15 protein-coding genes are annotated in these 19,912 nt (G+C 32.8%); 8 read left to right on the forward strand and 7 right to left on the reverse strand.

Going from position 1 to position 19,912, the window contains the following annotated elements; genetic code table 11:
- Nucleotides 1-81: 81 nt before the first annotated feature.
- Nucleotides 82-1,146, reverse strand: coding sequence for a response regulator transcription factor (locus BMY33_RS15685; RefSeq protein ID WP_091410274.1), 1,065 nt, complete (start codon nucleotides 1,144-1,146; stop codon nucleotides 82-84).
- Nucleotides 1,147-1,263: 117 nt separating this feature from the next.
- Between BMY33_RS15685 and BMY33_RS15690 the strand changes: the two genes are divergently transcribed.
- The gene (locus BMY33_RS15690; protein WP_081415682.1) at nucleotides 1,264-1,422 is read left to right on the forward strand and encodes a YqaE/Pmp3 family membrane protein; all 159 of its coding nucleotides are present in this window, start codon (nucleotides 1,264-1,266) and stop codon (nucleotides 1,420-1,422) included.
- A gap of 38 nt (nucleotides 1,423-1,460) precedes the next feature.
- Nucleotides 1,461-2,213: a hypothetical protein gene (locus BMY33_RS15695; RefSeq protein WP_091410275.1), complete on the forward strand. Its 753-nt coding sequence runs from the start codon at nucleotides 1,461-1,463 to the stop codon at nucleotides 2,211-2,213.
- Between the two features lie 80 nt (nucleotides 2,214-2,293).
- Here BMY33_RS15695 and BMY33_RS15700 read toward each other — a convergent pair whose 3' ends face one another.
- A complete protein-coding gene (locus BMY33_RS15700) occupies nucleotides 2,294-3,145 on the reverse strand; it encodes a hypothetical protein (RefSeq protein ID WP_027395374.1) in 852 nt (283 codons plus the stop codon).
- A 112-nt stretch (nucleotides 3,146-3,257) separates the two neighbouring features.
- Here BMY33_RS15700 and lipB point away from each other — a divergent pair, with 112 nt between their 5' ends.
- Entirely contained in the window at nucleotides 3,258-3,974 is a 717-nt protein-coding gene (gene lipB / locus BMY33_RS15705) for a lipoyl(octanoyl) transferase LipB (RefSeq protein WP_091410277.1), read from the forward strand.
- A gap of 51 nt (nucleotides 3,975-4,025) precedes the next feature.
- On the opposite strand, the gene BMY33_RS15710 is transcribed toward lipB, so the two are convergent.
- The 5 genes from BMY33_RS15710 to BMY33_RS15730 all read right to left on the reverse strand — a co-directional run bounded on the left by BMY33_RS15710 (nucleotide 4,026) and on the right by BMY33_RS15730 (nucleotide 9,852).
- Nucleotides 4,026-5,054, reverse strand: coding sequence for a hypothetical protein (locus tag BMY33_RS15710; protein WP_091410278.1), 1,029 nt, complete (start codon nucleotides 5,052-5,054; stop codon nucleotides 4,026-4,028).
- Between the two features lie 24 nt (nucleotides 5,055-5,078).
- A complete protein-coding gene (locus tag BMY33_RS15715; RefSeq protein ID WP_091410280.1) occupies nucleotides 5,079-5,564 on the reverse strand; it encodes a T9SS type A sorting domain-containing protein in 486 nt (161 codons plus the stop codon).
- A 58-nt stretch (nucleotides 5,565-5,622) separates the two neighbouring features.
- Entirely contained in the window at nucleotides 5,623-6,588 is a 966-nt protein-coding gene (locus tag BMY33_RS15720; protein WP_091410282.1) for a Kelch repeat-containing protein, read from the reverse strand.
- Nucleotides 6,589-6,671: 83 nt separating this feature from the next.
- The gene (locus BMY33_RS15725; RefSeq protein WP_091410283.1) at nucleotides 6,672-9,140 is read right to left on the reverse strand and encodes a hypothetical protein; all 2,469 of its coding nucleotides are present in this window, start codon (nucleotides 9,138-9,140) and stop codon (nucleotides 6,672-6,674) included.
- A 109-nt stretch (nucleotides 9,141-9,249) separates the two neighbouring features.
- Nucleotides 9,250-9,852 carry a ribonuclease HII gene (locus tag BMY33_RS15730; RefSeq protein ID WP_091410285.1) on the reverse strand — a complete coding sequence of 201 codons (603 nt, stop codon included), beginning with the start codon at nucleotides 9,850-9,852 and terminating at the stop codon, nucleotides 9,250-9,252.
- Nucleotides 9,853-9,991: 139 nt separating this feature from the next.
- Here BMY33_RS15730 and BMY33_RS15735 point away from each other — a divergent pair, with 139 nt between their 5' ends.
- The 5 genes from BMY33_RS15735 to BMY33_RS15755 all read left to right on the forward strand — a co-directional run bounded on the left by BMY33_RS15735 (nucleotide 9,992) and on the right by BMY33_RS15755 (nucleotide 19,890).
- The gene (locus tag BMY33_RS15735; RefSeq protein ID WP_091410287.1) at nucleotides 9,992-12,049 is read left to right on the forward strand and encodes a putative porin; all 2,058 of its coding nucleotides are present in this window, start codon (nucleotides 9,992-9,994) and stop codon (nucleotides 12,047-12,049) included.
- Between the two features lie 600 nt (nucleotides 12,050-12,649).
- Nucleotides 12,650-15,724, forward strand: coding sequence for a SusC/RagA family TonB-linked outer membrane protein (locus BMY33_RS15740; protein WP_091410288.1), 3,075 nt, complete (start codon nucleotides 12,650-12,652; stop codon nucleotides 15,722-15,724).
- A gap of 9 nt (nucleotides 15,725-15,733) precedes the next feature.
- Entirely contained in the window at nucleotides 15,734-17,254 is a 1,521-nt protein-coding gene (locus BMY33_RS15745; protein ID WP_091410290.1) for a RagB/SusD family nutrient uptake outer membrane protein, read from the forward strand.
- A 25-nt stretch (nucleotides 17,255-17,279) separates the two neighbouring features.
- Entirely contained in the window at nucleotides 17,280-18,872 is a 1,593-nt protein-coding gene (locus BMY33_RS15750) for a phage tail protein (RefSeq protein ID WP_091410291.1), read from the forward strand.
- 19 nt (nucleotides 18,873-18,891) lie between these two features.
- Nucleotides 18,892-19,890 (forward strand): hypothetical protein, encoded by a 999-nt coding sequence (locus tag BMY33_RS15755; protein WP_139195677.1) that lies wholly within the window; start codon nucleotides 18,892-18,894, stop codon nucleotides 19,888-19,890.
- Nucleotides 19,891-19,912: the final 22 nt, after the last annotated feature.

Genomic DNA, 19,912 nt, shown 5'->3' on the forward strand with positions numbered 1-19,912 from the left:
AAAAATCCAATGAAAACAAGGTGGAAATAGGGACTAGACCCCCGATGGAATTTTGAAATCTAAAAAATAAAGAAATGAGAATTACCTGTTTTTATACAGTGTTTTCGCCTCTTCTCGGCTTTCGACCTCTATTTTTTTATAAAGGTTGTTGATATGTGTTTTAATAGTGCTTACGCTTAAAAATAGTAAAGAAGCGATCTCTTTATTCGTTTTATCTTGTAGAATTAGATCTAAAATCTTCTTCTCTTGTTGGGTAAGTTTACGTTCAGCTAGTTTATAAGAACTCTGTTGTTTTTTTAACTTCTGAAATAGATAAAGGTTTAATGCTATGGACCCAATTAATAAAGATAATATAATCCATATCCAATACGAAGTAGTTTTTTCTGGGGTGATTTCTACAGAAAATTTATCAGCACCTAACTCTGTTTTATATTGTTTTACATAAGGACTATCAGGATACTTTTCTTCTAATCGTTCTAATAGTTCATCATAATAAGTATTCTGCTTCAGATCCTGTAAATAATAGGTGTATAAATTATTAGATTTATTGGATAAGAATGAATAAATGTATAACTCTGTCAATGGTTCTTGCTGGCTTTTTCCGAATTCCTGTAACGTATTAAACCATTTTCTAGAATTTACTTTTCTATTAGCTTCACTTCTATACGAACTAAAAGAATACCGCATATCCTCTACAATAGAATCTACTTTAAGAAACATATTACTCCGCTCATTAGTAGAAACAACTTCGCAGAACACTTCTTCTTCTATAGTAAATGGGAGTGAGATCGTATCTTTATTTTGTGCAATAAAAAGAATTTCTTTACTATTTAGACAAATCCCATTAAAATGAATGGATTCTTTATCTTCTTCTGAGCAATTTTCCGTGTGTATTCTATATATCCTGTTTTGAGTAGGGAGATTATTTTCTGTAAATACAAAATATCCCATAGAGTCCGGAATTACTTTTTGGATAATTTGTTCTGGATAGATACCAGACATTTTTCTGTAATCTTCTATAAGTGATAAATAGACATTACTGTCTTTATTACTGTTATCAACATACCCTGAAAATTGATATTGACTCCAAATTGTAGGAGAGGAGATTAAAAAGGAGATCCAAAGGATAATTTTGATCCATTTCATAGAATAATGTCAAACTTTTTAGAAACTAACCCAATATAAAAATAATTTTAAGATAGAGGTGTAACATAATGAGATATAAGACTACCTATAATTATATTATTTAATCTATTTTTGTTTATGAGTATTTGGAGAGTTTTATTATCGATTTTTTTTCCGCCATTGGCTGTCTTAGATAAAGGATGCGGATCAATTATAATCGTACTTTTATTAACTTTGTGTGGATGGGTTCCTGGTGTGATAGCAGCATTGGTGATCATAAATAATCCTAATAAATAACTTTTAGTTAATTTCTTAAAATTAAAAAAACGAAACATATGAAAAAAGTTTCCCTGTTAATACAGGCATTTTTGGTGACAATTCTATTGGTGGGATGCCAATTTTCTGAAGATTTACATATTAATGAAGATGGAACAGGAAAGATATCTTTCAATTTTGACGGTTCCGAAATTATGCAAATGGGAGGTGATAAAATCACTGAAGGAAAAGAAGAAGTGATCGATTCTACCTTAGTTTTTAAAGATTTTTTAGAAGAGAAAAAAGATAGTATTGCGCAATTACCAAAGGAGGAGCAGGAAAAACTCAAAAAACTAGAGAGTTTTAAGATGCATATGCTAATGAATCCACAGTCCAAGGAGATGAAATTCGATTTGTACTCAGAATTTAAAAAAGTGGAAGAATTAGGGGATGTATTTAATAGTTTTAAGACTGCATCTACCATTGGTAATCAGAAAAAAGCGAGTCCTGCAGGTGATCCATTGGCAGGTTCTAAAGGAGAAGATCCTACTGAAGTGATTTATTCCTATGGAGAAAATAAGTTTAAAAGGATTACCAAAATCTTAGATAAGGATAAACTAGAAATGAGCTTGGATAGTTTAGAGCAAATGAAAATGTTTTTAGCAAGTTCTAAGTATAAAATTAATTATCATTTTCCGAAAAAAATTAAGAAGATATCGTCAGAAAAAGCAATGTTTAGCCAGGATGGAAAGAGTTTTACACTAGAAGTTGGTTTCCTAGAATATATGGCTGACCCTACCGTATTAGATGTAGAGGTAGAGTTAGAGAAATAATTACTGTAGAATAGTAAAATATAAATACAAAAGGTGCTGTTCCGAGAACAGCACCTTTTGTATTATAAGATAAGAAACGATTATATTTTTCCTCTTTTTATAAGTTCGCGAACCATTTCTTTTATGGCTTCACTTCTTTTACTTCCCATAGATAGTTTGATATCATGATCCATAATCCCTAATTCTTTTTTGTTTCCGTATATCTTAAAAGTCATAGAATGATAAGAGGCCAATGGGAACTTTTTAGTGTTGAAGATAAAAAAGTACTCACCACTTACAGTACCTACCTCGCGAATAGCAGAACCAATTAATGTATGATCGCCTTCTTCTACATGAGGATCACCAATATAAATGTTATACTTTACCTGATCAACCATACTTTTATTTAGTTGACTATACGCTTTCTCAGAAGGAAAAGCTATTAAGTGGATATCTAGATCATTAAAATCACGTTCTACTCTATGTCCTTTTCCACTTAGCAGTTTACGTTCTTTGTCTAGTTTTTTTAGTATTCTTTCTGGTCTTTTAGGTGTTTGTTCAACAAGTTCTTCAAACTTTGTTGTCTGAAAACCTTCTGGAGTAAAAATACCCATCTCCATTGCAAGTTTAAAGATTTTCTTCTTAGATAGAAAATAGTGGTGTTTAGAATTTATTAATAGGGTATCTTTCGCTTCATCTCTAAAAAATGCATTGTAGGGATATGACTTATCAGAATGAAAAAGTAAAGACGCTACTTTTAAATCTCCGGCTCTAAATATAGGGTTTTTGTCTAAGTCACTTATCTGAAAATGTCTTAGTCCTTTTGCTTTTATTTTTTCAATGTGTGCAACTTTTACTTTGTCAATAAAGACTTCTCCTTTTTTGACTTTTATTTTTTGGCCAAAAGAAAATACGGAAATGAAAAGAAATACTAAAAGTAATGAATGCTTCATATTTTGGGGTTTATATATTAAAAAGGTGGCAAATATAGTTATAAATAAGTAGATGGTTTTTAGTGTTTTAGAATGTAGAGAAGAACTTTTTTAATCTCGTATCTTTGCATTGATGAATAAGAAGATAGAACTACAAGAATTAGGGTTAAAAGATTTTAAGGACACTTGGGAATACCAGGAGGTGCTTTTTAAAGGAATCTTGGACACAAAAATTAAGAATAGAAGGGAAGATGCTAATCTAGATACCAGTAATTATTTTCTTTTTGTAGAGCATCCACATGTATATACGTTGGGTAAAAGTGGCGATATTAGTAATTTACTATTAGATGAGGAGCAGCTAAAGCAAAAAGGAGCTACTTTTTATAAAATAAATCGTGGAGGTGATATTACATATCACGGACCTGGACAGATTGTAGGATATCCTATTCTGGATTTGGATAATTTTTTCACAGATATTCATAAATATTTACGTTTACTGGAAGAGATGGTAATCCTAACTTTAGCGGAATATGGAATTACTGGAGTGAGAAGTGATGGAGAAACAGGAGTTTGGTTAGATGTAGGTACTCCTTTTGCTCGTAAAATTTGTGCACTTGGAGTTAGAGCTAGTAGATGGGTTACTATGCATGGTTTTGCATTTAATGTAAATGCAGATCTTGGGTATTTCGATAATATTATTCCTTGTGGGATTAATGACAAAGCAGTTACATCTCTAAATGTAGAATTGGGGGTTGAAAAAGTGAATGTAGAAGAAGTGAAAGAAAAATTATTGAAACATTTTATAAAATTGTTTGAAGCAGAAATGATATACCAAAAAACCGAAGTATAAAATACCTCGGCTTTCTTTGACTAAAAACTAAACAAATCAAATAGGTTGGGGTTAATTGATTTTATATCCTTCGAACCAGCTACCAGTACCATCTACTCTAACGTCGCCAGCTCCAAAATTTCTTAGGGATACAAATACTTCTTGTCCAACATTGAGGAAATAGATACCACTTACATCTATTTTTACATCGTCTCCATCCACAATTTGAGTAAAATCGATACCTGTATCCACATTAAAGCTAATTCTAAAAAAAGAAGTTGTAACAGTATTAGATTGTCTTACTACGGCATGTAGATAATAATATCCGCTTTCTGGAACCACAAATCTTTTAGTAGTTGTATTAAAAGCGTTGCGCGTATCGTAGGTTCTGATATCCCAGATATCGGTTTCTATCGTTGTATTGGCATCTAGATCTTTTACAGCAAAACCATTACCTCTAACTTTAAAAACTACGGGTGTAGTAGTTGCAGTGGCATTATCAACGTAGGTTTTTACGGCTCTCTCTGTTGGGATGGCATTATTGCTATTGCCTCCTAAAGTTGGATCGATAGAAATTTCATTTGCAGAAGTTCCATTTTCTAATTTTAGATCTCCATTGATGTCCAGTTTTGCGGTTGGAGTTCGATCGATACCTACATTACCACTATTGATGTTTTCAATATCATTTCCGTTAGATACCCATCTAGTGTCACCGGATGTTATAGCATAAGGAACTGCCATTAATTCGTTGGTTCCAATTTCTGCTCCGTTTAAGGATACAGTTACATAAGATGCAATTCCTCCCCATTGCAGAGTGTCGAAGTCACCTGTAACAGCAGTTCCATTACCAATTAATAATGCGAATACACCATTTGTACTGGTAGTAATTGTATGGTTTTCTACATAACTCGCAGCGATATCTGGTGCTCCAAATTTGATGGCTATTTGTATATTAATAGATTCTTCGGAGAGAATATCACCACTATCGCTTTTAGCCACTCCTTGGTAGTTGATAAAGTTTTTTTGCACGGATTGTGCGGAGATTAATGTGCACAATAATAGTGTACTGATTATTATAATATTATTTATTACTTTTTTCATGATTTTAAAATTTATAAAATGAGGTTATTTTTTGATGATTTTAAATACTTTGTTTTCGTTAGTTTCGGGAATCGATAGTCTCAGTATATATGTTCCTTGAGCTAATGAACTAATGTTAATTTGATGACCAATTAGTGTTGCATTGACTTCTTTAGTAATTACTTCTTGTCCATTAAGATTGTATAAAGAAATCGTGTAATTATTAATATCTGGAATACTAATCGTAAAGAAATCTGATACAGGATTTGGGTGGATTCTAATGACTCCAATATTTGTAAGGAACTCTTCTGTAGAAAGTTGGTTTAAAGAACCAATACCTGACCAAAACCCTTGATCTATAGATTGTGAATTAGAAATCGTTTCTGTAAAGGTTTCTCCGATAGTAAAAGAAAGTATGTTTGATGTATTACTTTCTGTACCGCCAGCGTTAGATATTACACTAATGTCTATAGATTGTGCCTGAGTAGCCATAACGATCCATACCATTAGAAATGTACTGATAGTTTTCATGGTTAAAATGTTTAAAATTGTTCTTTTTCGAGATTGATTGAAAAGTAGAATGGTTATACTAATCTTCTTGAATACTCCATATTTTTCCGGTTACACCACCATCAATTCTACCACCAAATACCCACAGAGCATCGTTATAGAGTAAAGTGCTATGAGCAACTAATGGATCTAAAGGATTAACCCCATCATATTGGATCCAATTTTCTAAATCTGAGGAGGAGTAGATATTATTAGTGAATAAATCGGTAGCTGTTCGTCCCCCGATAATCCAAACCTTATTATTATATACAGTGGCAGTATGTCCATTAATACCAGGGAAGATTGAACTGTTGTTAGAAAGTAATGTCCAATCTCTTCCATTAGTACTTCTCCATATTTCATTAAGTTTTGTACTGCTAATATTTTCACCTCCGATTACATACATAGCATTGTTTAAAACAATAGCTTTATGTGATACACGACCAGAAAATGCATTGGCAGTTTCTTCTACCCAAGATGCACCATCTTCTGTAGACCATACTTTGGTATTTTCTGTAATTGGATCAGCCGCTATCACATACATTCTGTTATTAAAGACGATTGTTTGGTGGTAGGCAACAGCTCCAAAGGGTGCTGTGCTAGAAACTTCATCAGAATTTCCAATATAATTTTGCCAATCACCAGCATTGTTTTCTCCGCCAATAAGCCAAAGTTTGTTGTCAAAAACAGTAAGTGTATGCCCACAAAGTTGTTGTGTTAAATTGTCTGTCTCGGATACCCAAGCGATACCATCTGTGCTTGTCCACACGTCATCACTATAGTCCATACCGTTGGTGTAGCTATTGTCACCACCAGTTGACCAAATTTTTCCGTCATAAACGGCCATAGAATTACAAAAGAAATCCCCCATTTGGTCTTGGTTGGTTTCTAAATTAAAGGTTAATCCTGATGTAGGAGGACCGGTAAAAATACTATCATCATCAGTATCACAGGAGAACTGTAATAATGAGAGTAGAAATAAGAATAAAATTTTTGAAGTTTTCATGACATTTTAATTACGTTATTTCACATTAGTGATACGTACTATTAAAAAGTCAACATAAAATCTTTATAAAGTTTAAATAGATGTTAGTTTATCTGATAAATTAGAACACTATTTTCTTCTCCTTGAACCACAAATTCTAGATTCTTATCTTTATCTATATTACCGAGACTAATTATAGAGTTTCCATATACTGGGAAATTAGGAAACAATTCTGCGTTACTATCATATAAATATACTTTCTTGGATTGTTTATCAGTGATTGAAACATATATTTTGTTATTGATATAAAAGATCTGAGGTTCTGTATAAACTCCGAAATCTAGCTCTAACGTTTTTTCTTTAATTGATAATTTGTTTTCAGAAAAAGTAACTAAGGTTTTATTAGTAGAAACTAATGAACTATTTGCGCTTAATTCTTTATCGACTAAAGTAACTGAGCCATCAGTTTGAACCTGTATTAGTTTACCATCTTTAGCTGTTGAGGTAAATTTATTTTGATATTGTTGCCATTGATTTTTAGAAAAATCTACATTTTGTTTTACATCTACTCGAGTTCTACCTAAACGATCTAAAATGTTTAATTTTCCATTCTCTTCCGATATAAGGATATAGTCTTTACTTCCTATTCGAATATGTTTAGGAGGCAATATTAGATTCGTCTCTGTAGCTTTAAATCCAAAACCAGTTACCACTTTTCCTTCCGCATCTAGCATTGTAATTTCATTACCTTGTGTAATAAGAATACGATAGCGTTTGTTTTTATCATAATCAAATAATGATAACGGTTGTGTAATCGCTTTTTCAAACTTTTTAGGATAAGAAGTAACATCTTTTCCATCTCTGTCGACTAAATATAAAGTGTTTTCGGTATTAAACAATAACTGATATCTGCCATTTTTATAGATGTCGATTTGCTGGACATCCCCCATAATGGCTCCATTAATTTGTTTTTTCCAAAAAATAGTTCCTTTGTCAGAGATTAAATAAAGGTTGTTGTCCACATCTTGAACAGCAATATCCATCCCTTTGGTTCTATGGTTTTGTACTAATGTAGGTGTATTAAGAATTTTATTCTCTAATGTAGTAGATGTTGTTTGCGTTACCGAAGTAGCAGATCCTTTAGCAATATTTTTTTGTAAAACTCCGTGGATATGAGCAAAATTATTTTCTTTAATTATTTGCAAAGCGCCAATTTGGTATCCATTGGTTTTGGCTTCAGTCCATTGTTTTTGTTTAGATTCTTCTGCATTATTCGTGATGTAATCTTTGATATGCTTGGCAGTACCTACCATTAAAACTGATGACTCATCCGAAAGTTTTTCTAATGTATTTGAATAATATGTTTGTTCCTGTAAAACTGTTTTGTTAAGAATATTGGCTATAATCGTTTGTAGGCCATTTTTAGAAGAAGCGAATACAATTTGGTTCTCATAACTAAAGTAAAACTTAGCTTCAAATTCAGGGATTAAGGGCTTTAATAATCCAGAGAATGTAGTGGTTTCATTATAACTAAAAATATCAATGTTTCTGTATGCTCCTGATGGAGCCCCAGCAAGTTGTTCTAAAGTGTTTTCTGGTACCAAAGAAGTTAGGGTTACTACATTTTCATTTTCTGTAAAAATCATTCCGATTTCGGAAACTCCAGAGAATAATTCATCAAGGTCGTCAGGAATATTTTCTATTTCTCTATCCTGAGCTAGCGCTAAGTTCTTTTTAAGTATATAAAAATCATCATATGTATAGGAAATAAAACCATTAGCAGTAATTGGAGTTATCTTTGCAATTTGATTTTCCTGAGCAATAGTGTTATCAAAAACCCCAATAGTAGTAGATAAAGAATCTTTTTCTATTGCGATCCCATCAATATATATGGCATTCTGTTCTAGTTTAGCATCTACAGAAATCCAACCACTAAAGTTAGATAGCGCAGATAGACTATTATTAGGTAATAACGAATTCTGAATTTCTTTTAGTTCTTTTCCATTCGCTAAAACTGCTAAAGGATTCTTTGAATCCGAAACTTCATACGCTTTAATAAGATCTTCTTGTACTGGGATTTTATTTTCTCGTTGCCTGATAGCGTTTTCAATTAATATCTGAGAGGAAGAAGCAATTAATAGACTATCTTGTTTGGTAGCATAGAAAATATGTTCGCCAGAAATTACTTTATGTATAATTTTATTCGAATAATTTATAGTTTCAATTGTTCTTTGGTTTAAAGAATCTTTGCCAATTATTAATGGATCAAATTTTGAAATATAGGTGTATTCAAAATCGTTTTTACCAATAGGCGAAAAACATAATAAACCTTTAGATTGGTTAATTTGATCTAACACAGGAAGACTTTTGAAATAAGTAAATAAAGTTAAATCCTTATTTTTCTTATAAAAATCATTATCGCGTAACATGTTTTTTGTTTGCTCTAAATCGTTTATTTTTAGGATTACTTGAGCATCCTTTGGGATATAATCAATAAGAGTGTTCGGTTTTTCGGCAGTGGTGTTACAGGCTAAAACAATTGTGGATAGTAGAATTACAACTATTTTTTTCATGTGTTTGTTTTCCTTTTTATTCTTGATTTTATTCAAGTTGTCATTATGATTTAATAACTTTCTTTTTTGTAATAACAGTTTTCAAAAGCCTCTTAGAGACCAAAGATAATTATTTGAATTCTAGCGTAAGCTGTTCTGGTAATAATCTAAAACTTTTTCTATGATATTTAGTGATTCCATACTTTCGTATGGCTTCTCGATGTTCTGTAGTAGGGTATCCTTTATTTTTTTTCCAATTGTACATTGGGAATTCTTCATGAATCTTTTCCATGAATTCATCTCGATATGTTTTTGCTAATACAGATGCCGCAGCGATATTCATATACTTACCATCACCCTTAATAACGCAAGTATGTGGTATATTATGATATGGTTTGAATTTATTTCCATCTACGGAAATATGCTCAGGTTGAGGTGTTAATTGCTCTATTGATTTTTGCATACCTAATATAGAAGCATTTAAAATATTAATTGTATCGATTTCTTCCATATAAATATGTGTCACACCATAGGTGATAGAGCAGTCTTCTAATAGTGGTCTTAGTATTTTTCGTTTAGCTTCGCTAAGTTGTTTAGAATCGTTTAAGATATCATTGCTAAAATCATCCGGTAATATGATGGCTGCAGCGGTTACGGGTCCTGCCAGACAACCGCGACCAGCCTCGTCAGTACCGCATTCGATGAGATCAGGCTTTAATTTTAATTCGAGCATGATACGAAGATACTGTAAGAACAGAACAACAGAAAACTATTTTTAAGAATCAATAAAAAAACTTAGTATTAAAACGGGCAATTCATACCTATTGACTTTCGTTAAAAAAGTATATTTTTGCCATCAGTTTACTATATAGATGAAAAAGAACTTAGTATTTATAATTATACTTCTATTAGGGTCCATAACCTTTGCTCAGGAAGGAAATGAAGAGGAAATAGATGGGGGAGGTACGAATATTCAGCAAAAACCAGACTTCGCTAAAAGCAAAAGGCCTTTGACGAAAAAAAGCAAGAGTAAACCTCCTATTACAGATTATAAGATCATTGATCTAAAAAATGACACTACGTTTGTAGATACTACATTAACTATACAAAGGGATTATAATTTTAACTATCTGCGAAGAGATGATTTTGGTTTGCAACCTATTAATAATGTGGGACAGACGTATAATAGTTTAGTGAAGGTTGAAGAACGAGATCATTTGTTGCCACTTTTTGGAGCGAGAGCTAGGCATTTTAATTTTATGGAAGTTGAGGATATTAAATATTACAATGTGCCTACGCCACTTACAGAGCTATATTTTAAAACTACTTTTGAGCAAGGACAACAATTGGATGCTTTTCTCACAATAAATACTTCACCTAGATTAAATCTTTCTATTGCTTATAAGGGTAATAGATCATTGGGTAAATATCAACACGCGCTAACTAGTACTGGTAATTTTAGAGCAACGGCTAATTATAATACTAAGAATGACAGGTATAAAATAAAGACACATTTTGTTTCTCAGGATCTATTGAATGAGGAAAATGGGGGGTTGTCAGAGAATGGACTTAATCAATACCTTTCTAATACTGCAGAGTTTCAGGATGCTGATGAATTTTCTGAAAGAGCCTCTATAGAAGTTAACTTTGAAAATGCTGAAAGTATTTTATTAGGTAAAAGATTTTATTTAAATCATAGTTACTCAGTTATAAAGAAAACAGATAGTTCTAATACCGATATAGCAATCGGTCATATATTAGATATAACTGATAAGTCTTTTCAGTTTGATCAAGATGCGGCTAATGATCTTTTTGGAGTATCTTATGAGACTACAGGTGCTTTATTAGATAAAGTAGCGTTAGAGGATTTTACGAATCAGTTATTTGTAAATATTGATAATGTTTGGTTAGGTAATTTAAGGCTTAATGCTGGGTATTCGGATTATAATTATGGATATAATACCATTGTTAGTTTAGAAGATGGAACCAACATTACGAATAGGATTAAAGGAGATGTATTAACTGTTGGTGGTTCATATCAAAAAAATTATAAAGGATTTGAATTGGCTGCTAACGGAATGTCTATTGTGTCAGGAGATTTTGATGGGAACTATCTAAATGCTTCTGCTGGATATCAACTTAATGACTATGGATTGCAATTAGGAATAAGTACAAATTCTACTGCGCCTAATTATAATTTCTTATTGTATCAAAGTGATTATGTTGGGTATAACTGGCAAAATTTTAATAACGCTAATGACGATGATAATTTTAAAAATATAGAAACTCAAAAAATTCAGGCGAATGTTCAAGTAAAAAAGTTTGCTAATATTGAGGCTAGTTTTACCACAATTGATAACTATACGTACTTTACAAAAGGAACAGATTCTTTAACTGTTCCAGAACAATATGACGGTAAGGTAGAGCTTTTAAAATTGAAGCTATCTCAAAACCTAAATTTTGGATGGTTGGGTATTGATAATTCTATTTTATATCAGAACGTAGCTGGTGGAGAGGTGTATAGAATACCAAATGTAGTTACACGAAATAGTATTTATTATCAAGATCATTGGTTTAAACGTGCTCTATTCTTGCAAACGGGAGTTACTTTTAAATACTATTCTGAATATGATGCTGATGGATATGATCCGGTATTGTCTGAGTTTTATGTGCAAAGTCAGAATGAGATTGATTATTTTGATCAGTTTGATAACAGTGATCCTGATAATACCATAGATACGAGGCAAACTTTTGGTGGGTTTCCTCAGTTTGATATCTTTTTTAATGCCAAAATTAGACAAACCCGTATTTACTTTAAAGTAGAAAACTTTGGAGAAGCCTTTAGCCAGAATAACGAATTTTCTGCTCCTGGATATGCTCCTCGTGATGCTGTTATACGTTTTGGTCTGGTTTGGAACTTCTTTTTATAAGTCATTATATGTAATCAATAGAATTGTAGATAGCTGTAATTTATTTGTTGTTGGGTTTTATCTTATCTATGTAGTCATTATTACCAATCTTTCCGAACGTAAAGATTTCTTGTATAAAATCGTTACACGCTTCTTTGTAGTATTATTTATTTTGATCTAAGCTTTGTGCTTAGTACTATTTAAGTCGATAAATTATATAAGCTGTTTAGATTCTTGGGAATATTCTTCTTTTTTTAAATTACGTTTTATAAAATTATATTGTTAAATAAATATCAAGGATGTATTTTTTGATGAATTATTTAAAATATAATTAACAGTTAACAACGTTTGTGTATTGAAAAAATCTATAATACTGATGTTGTTACTTTTGATCTTTTTTTAAGGTATAGTAAAACATTTTTTAAAGATTAATTATTTGATAATCAATGTTTTAATTTGTTTTGTGATTTTTAAAAATTAAGAATGATATCTCCGTTGTATATACGTTGTTAAGATTGATATATTGCTAAATTTAGGTTAAGTTTATTGTAGCTTTGACAGAATAAATGTGAAAAAACAATTAAATGTTTATTTGTCTTTTCAGCTAATTTTTTAAACCTAATGAGGAATATATTATTATATCTATTTGTTATCACAACACATTTATGTGTTGCTCAAGAAAGCACAGTATCGGGTAAAACTGTTAATTCCAAAACGGGAGAGCCTTTACCTTTTGTTAATATTATTAATAAAAGCAAAAATGCAGGGACTACTTCTGATTTTGATGGGATTTTCTCAATCACAGCCGAAAAGGGAGAGGTATTAGAGTTTAGTTCTGTTGGGTTTAAGACAATTACTATTGTAGTTGGTGATACTAAAGTGTTAGACATTCAATTTGAAGAAGATATTGCAGAACTAGAATCTGTAGTAGTAATTGGTTATGGTACACAACGAAAGAAAGAAGTTACTGGAGCAGTTGCCACAGTACAAGCAGAAGTACTAGATCAATTACAACCTCAGAAGGCTATAGAAGGTCTAAGGGGAACGACAGCTGGAGTTCAGGTAACACAACAAGGAGGTAACCCTGGAGCTGCTTTTAATATAGCTATTAGAGGAGTTTCTTCTAATGTTAATAATGAACCACAGGTTTTTATAGATGGTGGGCTTTCAGATTTTGATAATATAAACCCAGACGACATAGAAACTTTTACAGTTTTAAAAGATGCACAAGCTGCAATTTATGGGGTTTCTGCGGGTAATGGAGTTATATTAATTACTACTAAGTCTGGAAGAAAAAATAGAAAAGCAAGCTTTTCATACAGTACATACACAGGATTCCAGAATGTGTCGAAAAAAATTAATGTGTTAAATGCTACTGAGTATGGATTAATACAAAATGAAAAATTCATCAATGGAGGAGGAGCTATTCGTTTTCCTAACATAGCTTCTTTAGGAAGAGGTACTGATTGGCAAGAAGAAATTTTTACAGAAGCTCCAGTTACTAATCATTCTATTCAAGTTACAGGAGGTGGAGAAAAGTTCTCTTATTTGTTAAGTGGGGCTCATTTAGATCAGGAAGGTGCAATAGGAGGTTCTAAAGCAAAATATATAAGAGATAATGTAAGATTGAAACTTAATGTAGATTTATATCCAACATTAAAGTTATTTACTGATGTAAATTATTTACATACGAATAACCGAGGAGTTTTTGCAAATGGCCTAGGTTCGGTTACTTTTAATGCATTAAATAGTGAACCTTATTTGGCAGTACGAGATGAAAATGGAGTGCTTACACTTGGTTCATCTGATAGTTCTAATGAGGTTTATAATCCTGTAACACAATTACAAAATTCATATAACGATTTTGATCAATCAAGATTTTCGGGAAATATTGCCTTGGATTATAAGATATTACCAAACCTTAGGTTAAAGCCTCGTTTTAATATTACTAGTCAAAACGATAAGGCTAGACAGTTTACTCCTTCATTTTTTTACGGACCTTCTAAAAGTGCGAACATAGCAGATGAAGAAAATACAGTGTCTGAGCAATTTCGAGTAAATAATAATTACGTTTTTGATTTTGTTGCAACTTATAACAAGACTTTTGCAGAAAAGCACCAAACAACATTGACAGTCGGAACGACAGCGCAAAGATTCTGGGGTTATGGAATCTCAGCTTCAGCATTTAATATACCTTTTAACTCTTGGGAGTTTGCTACGGTTGCAAATGGAACAATATTTTCGCCATCACTTGAAGATGATGAAAGACCAAATCCTGAAAATTTTAACGGGAAGTATGAGTATGAAAATACAAAATCAGCGTTCTTCGGAAGGTTCCAATATGATTTTGAAGGAAAGTATTTGTTTTCGGCACTATATAGAATTGATAAATCGTCATCTTTTGGCCCAGAATTCAACACTGGTTTTTTTCCTTCTTTTACTGCAGGGTGGGTAGTTTCAGAAGAGCGATTTTTAAATGAGAGCAATACTGTAAACTTCTTAAAATTAAGGGGGAGTTATGGTATTGTTGGAAATGATGCTGCATTAAGTCAGATTTCTGGAGCTTTTAGATCGAATATAAACGCAACTTCTGATTATGCTATTGGAGGTGGAAATCAAGTGATTTTTGGTGTGGCGCCAGGGCGTTTACCTAATCCTAGTCTAAAATGGGAAGAGGCCAAACTATTTGATGTAGGTATTGATTTAGAACTGTTTAATAATAAAGTTAGTGTAGTTGCAGATTATTTTAATAAAACTACAGAAGATTTATTGGTAGACGGATTAGAAGCCGAAGGTATATCTGGTGGTTCCGCTCCCGGCTCTTCTTTTCCAGTTCAAAATGCCGGAACTGTTGTAAATAAGGGATTTGAGTTTTCTGTTAATTATAATAAGCAGATAAACAAAAACTTAGAAGTGACTATCGGAGGTAATTTTACTACCATAGATAATGAGGTTACTAAAGTAAATCAAGGAGGTTTTATAGAGAGAAGAGGTTTTAGGTTGGATCAGGCTTCTACTCGATTCCAAGAAGGATTACCAATTGGTTCTTTTTATGGATATCAGACTGATGGGATTTTTCAAACACAAGCGGAAATTGATAACCATGCCATCTACAATTTAGGTGCGCCAGTTGCTCCTGGAGACCTAAGGTTTGTAGATATTAATAATGATGGAGAAATTACAGAAGATGATAGAACATATATAGGTGATCCTCTTCCTGATTTTACGTTGGGTATAAACCTAACGGTCGAGTACAAAGGATTTGATCTTGGAGTATATACATATGCTTCTGTAGGAAATGAATTGCTAAGATCTTATGAGCGTGATAATCCTGCAGTAAATCAATTAGATTACGTATTAGGAAGATGGACAGGTCCAGGTTCTAGTAATACAATACCAAGAGTAACAACAGAGGCAAATAATAATGGAGTGTTATCCAGTTTTTATGTTGAAGATGCTTCTTATTTCAGAATTAATAATGTGCAATTAGGTTATAATTTACCATCTGATATGTTGGATAAATTAAAAATAGAAAAAGTAAGAGTGTATGGAACGGTGAATAACCTGTACACTTTTACTGAATATAAAGGATATGATCCTGCTGCACTCGGAGGAGATGTTATATCAAGAGGTGTAGATAATGGATTTTATCCATCTGTAAGAACTATGACATTGGGGTTAAACGTAAAATTTTAAAAAAAAGCTATGATTAAATTTACAAATCACTGGAGAAAATTAAGTGTATGCTTATCTTTTTTCATGGTATCATTATCGTGTAGTGATGATTTTACTAATGTAGAACCAGAGTTTGAAGTAGGGATTGATGAATTCTTTCAAACGGAACAGGATTATTTTGAAGCGCTAATTGGAGCGTATGATTTATTGCAGGCTACTTGGCAAACTCAATTTGTTGGAGAGTTTATGTCTGATAATTCCTTAATAGCCGGAGAAATTGGATGTACCGATCAGCCGCAATATCAAGAATTAGAACGTTTTAGTCATACGCCTTCTAATACATCAGTCGGCGATAGATGGGACTCTTTTTTTGCAGGAGTATATCGATGTGATTTCTTTTTAGATAATGCAGATAGGATTGAGTTTGATGGTAAAAATGGGATGATTGCTGAGGTCGTTTTTCTGAAAGCCTTTTATTATTTTGAATTAGCTAGAAACTTTGGAGGGCTTCCATTTAAAGATTCAGCCTTTGTTGTAGGAGATGCTGAGAAATTTCCAAGAGTATCAGTAGAGGATACCTACAGTAGAATAGAAGATTGGTTAATGCAAGCTATCCCTAATCTGCCTACAACTCAGGAGCAATCAGGAAGAGCAACTAGAGGAGCAGCTCTAGCGTTATTAGGTAAAGTGTATTTGTATCAGAATGATTGGGACAATGTAATACTTTATTTAGAACAAGTTACTTCTTTAGGATATTCTTTAGTTCCAAATTACTCTGATATATTTCAACCTTCAGGAGAGAACGGTCCTGAATCAATTTTTGAAATTCAATTTTCCAGTGCTAAAGTTGGTAATTGGGGAGATTTTTCATTTCTAGATGAGGAAGGGAATATAGGAGCTTGGTTCTCCGGTCCTAGATATAGAGATGATGTTTATGCAGGTGGTTATAGTTTCAATTTACCACAGGCTGATTTAGTAGATGAATATGAATCTACTGACAGTAGGAAAGCAGCAACAATCCTTGATATTTTTGAGTTTACAGGTTTTGCAGATGAAGCAGCTTTAGAAACAGAATTCGGAGGAGTTGTAAAAGGATGTAGTACGGATGTTGGGTTTTATTTTGAAAAAATAATTACCAAAACTGTAGATTATGAAAGTGAAAATGAATTCAGTAGATCCTCACATAATTATAGATACATGAGATATGCAGATGTTTTATTAATGTTAGCAGAAGCTCATAATAAAAGAGGTGAGGATAATATTGCCAGAAGTTATTTAAGACAAGTTGTGGATAGAGCTCACGGAGCAGGAGTAGTAGATTTATCTGTATCAGGGCAATCAATGGAAGATAGAATACAGCTAGAGCGAAGATTAGAATTTGCAGGTGAAGGACATAGATATTATGATCTGGTAAGAACAGGAAATGCTCAACAAGTAATAGATGCAATATATGGTGCAGGAACGTTTCAGGAGAAGCATATGTTATTTCCAATTCCCCAAGATGAAATAGAATTTGCAAAAGGGAATTGGGTACAAAATACAGGATGGTAATTGATAACATAAGAAATAAAAACTGATGAAAAAAGTAAAAATAGCAGCAATGATGGCATTTTTGGCCGTTTTTCTAGGCTGTCAACAAGATGATAGTAATACTGCATTCATAGAAAATGCTGAAGAAGCTTCTGTTTCTGATGTATTGTTTAGTATTGCAGATGATAATTCAGGAGATGTAACTATCACCCCAATGGGTTCTAACGTATTGTCATTTGAATTGTTTTTTGGAGATCAGGATACAAACTCTGTATTTCTAACAAATGGAGAAAGTGCACAGCATACCTATGCAGAAGGAAACTACGAAGTAACAGTATTGGCCTATAACACAATTGGTCAGATAACAGAATACAAAGAGAGTTTGGATGTTTCTTTTAAGGCACCAGAAAATCTTACGTTTCAAGTAATTCCTGATAACAATGATTTTCTTACATATTCGGTACAAGCGAATGCGGATTTTGCAACATATATAGAAGTGTATTTCGGAGAGTTTACGAATGAGTTTGTTCAAATATCACCTGGAGATATTGCTACATATACATATCAAACCGAAGGAACTTATCCAATTACTATAATAGCATACAGTGGAGGAGCCGCCGTAACTCAGGATATGGGAACGGTTGATGCATTTGCTCCTCAAGAATTAGAAATTACTTTTGATGATCCAAATGAGATGGTTTCGTTTAATACGTTTGGTGGTAATCAAACGGTTACCGTAGTTGATAATCCGGATGTTTTTGGAAATCTAAGTCCAAAGGCTGTGGAATGGATAGATGGTAGTCCAAGTGAAGTATGGGCGGGAGCTGCAATGAGTTTATCAAATGGTATTAATTTTGGGTCAGGAACTACTTTTAGTATGAAGGTGTGGTCACCTAGTGCAGGAACTCTTTTTAAAGTTAAAATAGAAAGCCTTGTAGATGCTAGTTCTGCAGTAGAAGTTGATGTGCTTACTACAACTGCTAATGCATGGGAAGTTTTAACATATGATTTTTCAGGTACGGATTACGCTGCTCAGTTTGCAACTAATCCTGCCAATAATTTAGTGATATTTCCCAACTTTGGAGTAGACGGAGGTAATGTAACGTATTATATAGATAATATTATACAAGGAGAACAAACGCTAGACACAGTATTACCTATTTTACCAATTGATTTCGAAAGTAGTGCGGGAACATTTGATTTATTTGGATTTGGAGGATCAGCAACAGAAGATGCAGTTGGACAAGTAATTGATAATCCAGATATGTCGGGGATAAATACTTCTACAAAAGTGGCTTCGTTAAATAAACCTATGGGATCAGAGGTTTGGTCAGGAGTCGCAGTGCCTCTTAGAGATAGTTATGCGATAGATTTTTCTAGTTCTACCTTAATCAGTGTGGATGTTTGGTCGCCAAGAGCAGGAATACCTGTTTTGTTTAAAGTAGAAAATGCTGCTGGAGATGCTGCAGAGATTGAGGTGATGACTACGCAAGCTAATGCTTGGCATACAATTACATATGATCTTAATAATGCTCCTGGTTTTAATAGTTCTATTGAATATACACAAGTAGATTTATTCTTTGATTTTGGTACGGCCGGAATGGGTGAGGTATTCTACTTTGATAATATAAGACAATAATTTAATGCAATTTATGAATATGAAAAATTTTAAATATATATACGGAATTGGTATTCTTACTTTGTTGTTGACTATAGTTAGTTGTCAGGAAGAAGAGTTTGAGTTTGGTGATGTTAGTGCTCCAACGATAAGTTCTGTAATGACTAATGTTCCCAGTCAAGGAGATCCAGATTACGGAACTGGAAATGTGTTTTTTGACTTACAAGGTGATGATATAATAACATATATCGTTTATACAGGAGATGGTAGATCTGAATCATTTAAGTTTGATGGAGATTCACCAGCGATGATTAATTATTCGCTACCAGGAATTAATACGTATACATATACAATTATTGCTGTTGGAATAGGAGGAGCAACTTCTTCTACTACTGGTGAGTTTACAGTATTTACGGATCTAGATGATACGACTAAATCTATTTTTGGATTACTTGCAGGAAGTACAACAATTGATTCTTCGAAAACATGGAAGTTAGACGCAGGTGATGATCCAGGTTTTTACGGAGTAGGGCCAGGAGGAGTAAATGTTCCGCAGAATGATGGAGATCTTGTGTATTGGTGGGCACCAACTTCTGCTGACTTTAATGAAGATTGTTTATTTAATGATGAGTTGACCTTTAATTTTGATCTTGAAAATTTTACGTTGTCTATGTCAACTGATAATATGGGTGATACTTGGTATCATGATGATTATACACCCGGAATTCCAGGAGGTAGTAATACTGCAGAGTGTTTAGATGCTACTCCACCATCAGTTTCTGTTGCTATTACAAATGCTAATTCAGAATTATTGCCAGAGTTTACTACAGATAGAGCTATTGAGTTAGGAGGAGATGGTTTTATGGGACTTTATATAGGAAATGCAACTCGAAAATATGAAATACTATCTATAGACTGTAATCTAGTTTCTTTAAGAATATTTTTCTTTGATGATGAAGAGAATAGGGAGAATGCTTGGTATCTAAGATTTAGGGCTGTAGAAGATGCTACAGATTGTGGAATCACATTACCAAATTAATGTAATTGCTAAAAAAATAAAT

Origin of the sequence: Aquimarina amphilecti (assembly GCF_900109375.1) — a bacterium.
Classification (GTDB): Bacteria; Bacteroidota; Bacteroidia; order Flavobacteriales; family Flavobacteriaceae; genus Aquimarina; species Aquimarina amphilecti.

Bases quoted from the DNA above. Each gene is read 5' to 3' on its own strand.
- BMY33_RS15685 (WP_091410274.1), bottom strand. From the start codon at position 1,146: ATGAAATGGATCAAAATTATCCTTTGGATCTCCTTTTTAATCTCCTCT.
- BMY33_RS15690 (WP_081415682.1), top strand. From the start codon at position 1,264: ATGAGTATTTGGAGAGTTTTATTATCGATTTTTTTTCCGCCATTGGCT.
- BMY33_RS15695 (WP_091410275.1), top strand. From the start codon at position 1,461: ATGAAAAAAGTTTCCCTGTTAATACAGGCATTTTTGGTGACAATTCTA.
- BMY33_RS15700 (WP_027395374.1), bottom strand. From the start codon at position 3,145: ATGAAGCATTCATTACTTTTAGTATTTCTTTTCATTTCCGTATTTTCT.
- lipB (WP_091410277.1), top strand. From the start codon at position 3,258: ATGAATAAGAAGATAGAACTACAAGAATTAGGGTTAAAAGATTTTAAG.
- BMY33_RS15710 (WP_091410278.1), bottom strand. From the start codon at position 5,054: ATGAAAAAAGTAATAAATAATATTATAATAATCAGTACACTATTATTG.
- BMY33_RS15715 (WP_091410280.1), bottom strand. From the start codon at position 5,564: ATGAAAACTATCAGTACATTTCTAATGGTATGGATCGTTATGGCTACT.
- BMY33_RS15720 (WP_091410282.1), bottom strand. From the start codon at position 6,588: ATGAAAACTTCAAAAATTTTATTCTTATTTCTACTCTCATTATTACAG.
- BMY33_RS15725 (WP_091410283.1), bottom strand. From the start codon at position 9,140: ATGAAAAAAATAGTTGTAATTCTACTATCCACAATTGTTTTAGCCTGT.
- BMY33_RS15730 (WP_091410285.1), bottom strand. From the start codon at position 9,852: ATGCTCGAATTAAAATTAAAGCCTGATCTCATCGAATGCGGTACTGAC.
- BMY33_RS15735 (WP_091410287.1), top strand. From the start codon at position 9,992: ATGAAAAAGAACTTAGTATTTATAATTATACTTCTATTAGGGTCCATA.
- BMY33_RS15740 (WP_091410288.1), top strand. From the start codon at position 12,650: ATGAGGAATATATTATTATATCTATTTGTTATCACAACACATTTATGT.
- BMY33_RS15745 (WP_091410290.1), top strand. From the start codon at position 15,734: ATGATTAAATTTACAAATCACTGGAGAAAATTAAGTGTATGCTTATCT.
- BMY33_RS15750 (WP_091410291.1), top strand. From the start codon at position 17,280: ATGAAAAAAGTAAAAATAGCAGCAATGATGGCATTTTTGGCCGTTTTT.
- BMY33_RS15755 (WP_139195677.1), top strand. From the start codon at position 18,892: ATGAAAAATTTTAAATATATATACGGAATTGGTATTCTTACTTTGTTG.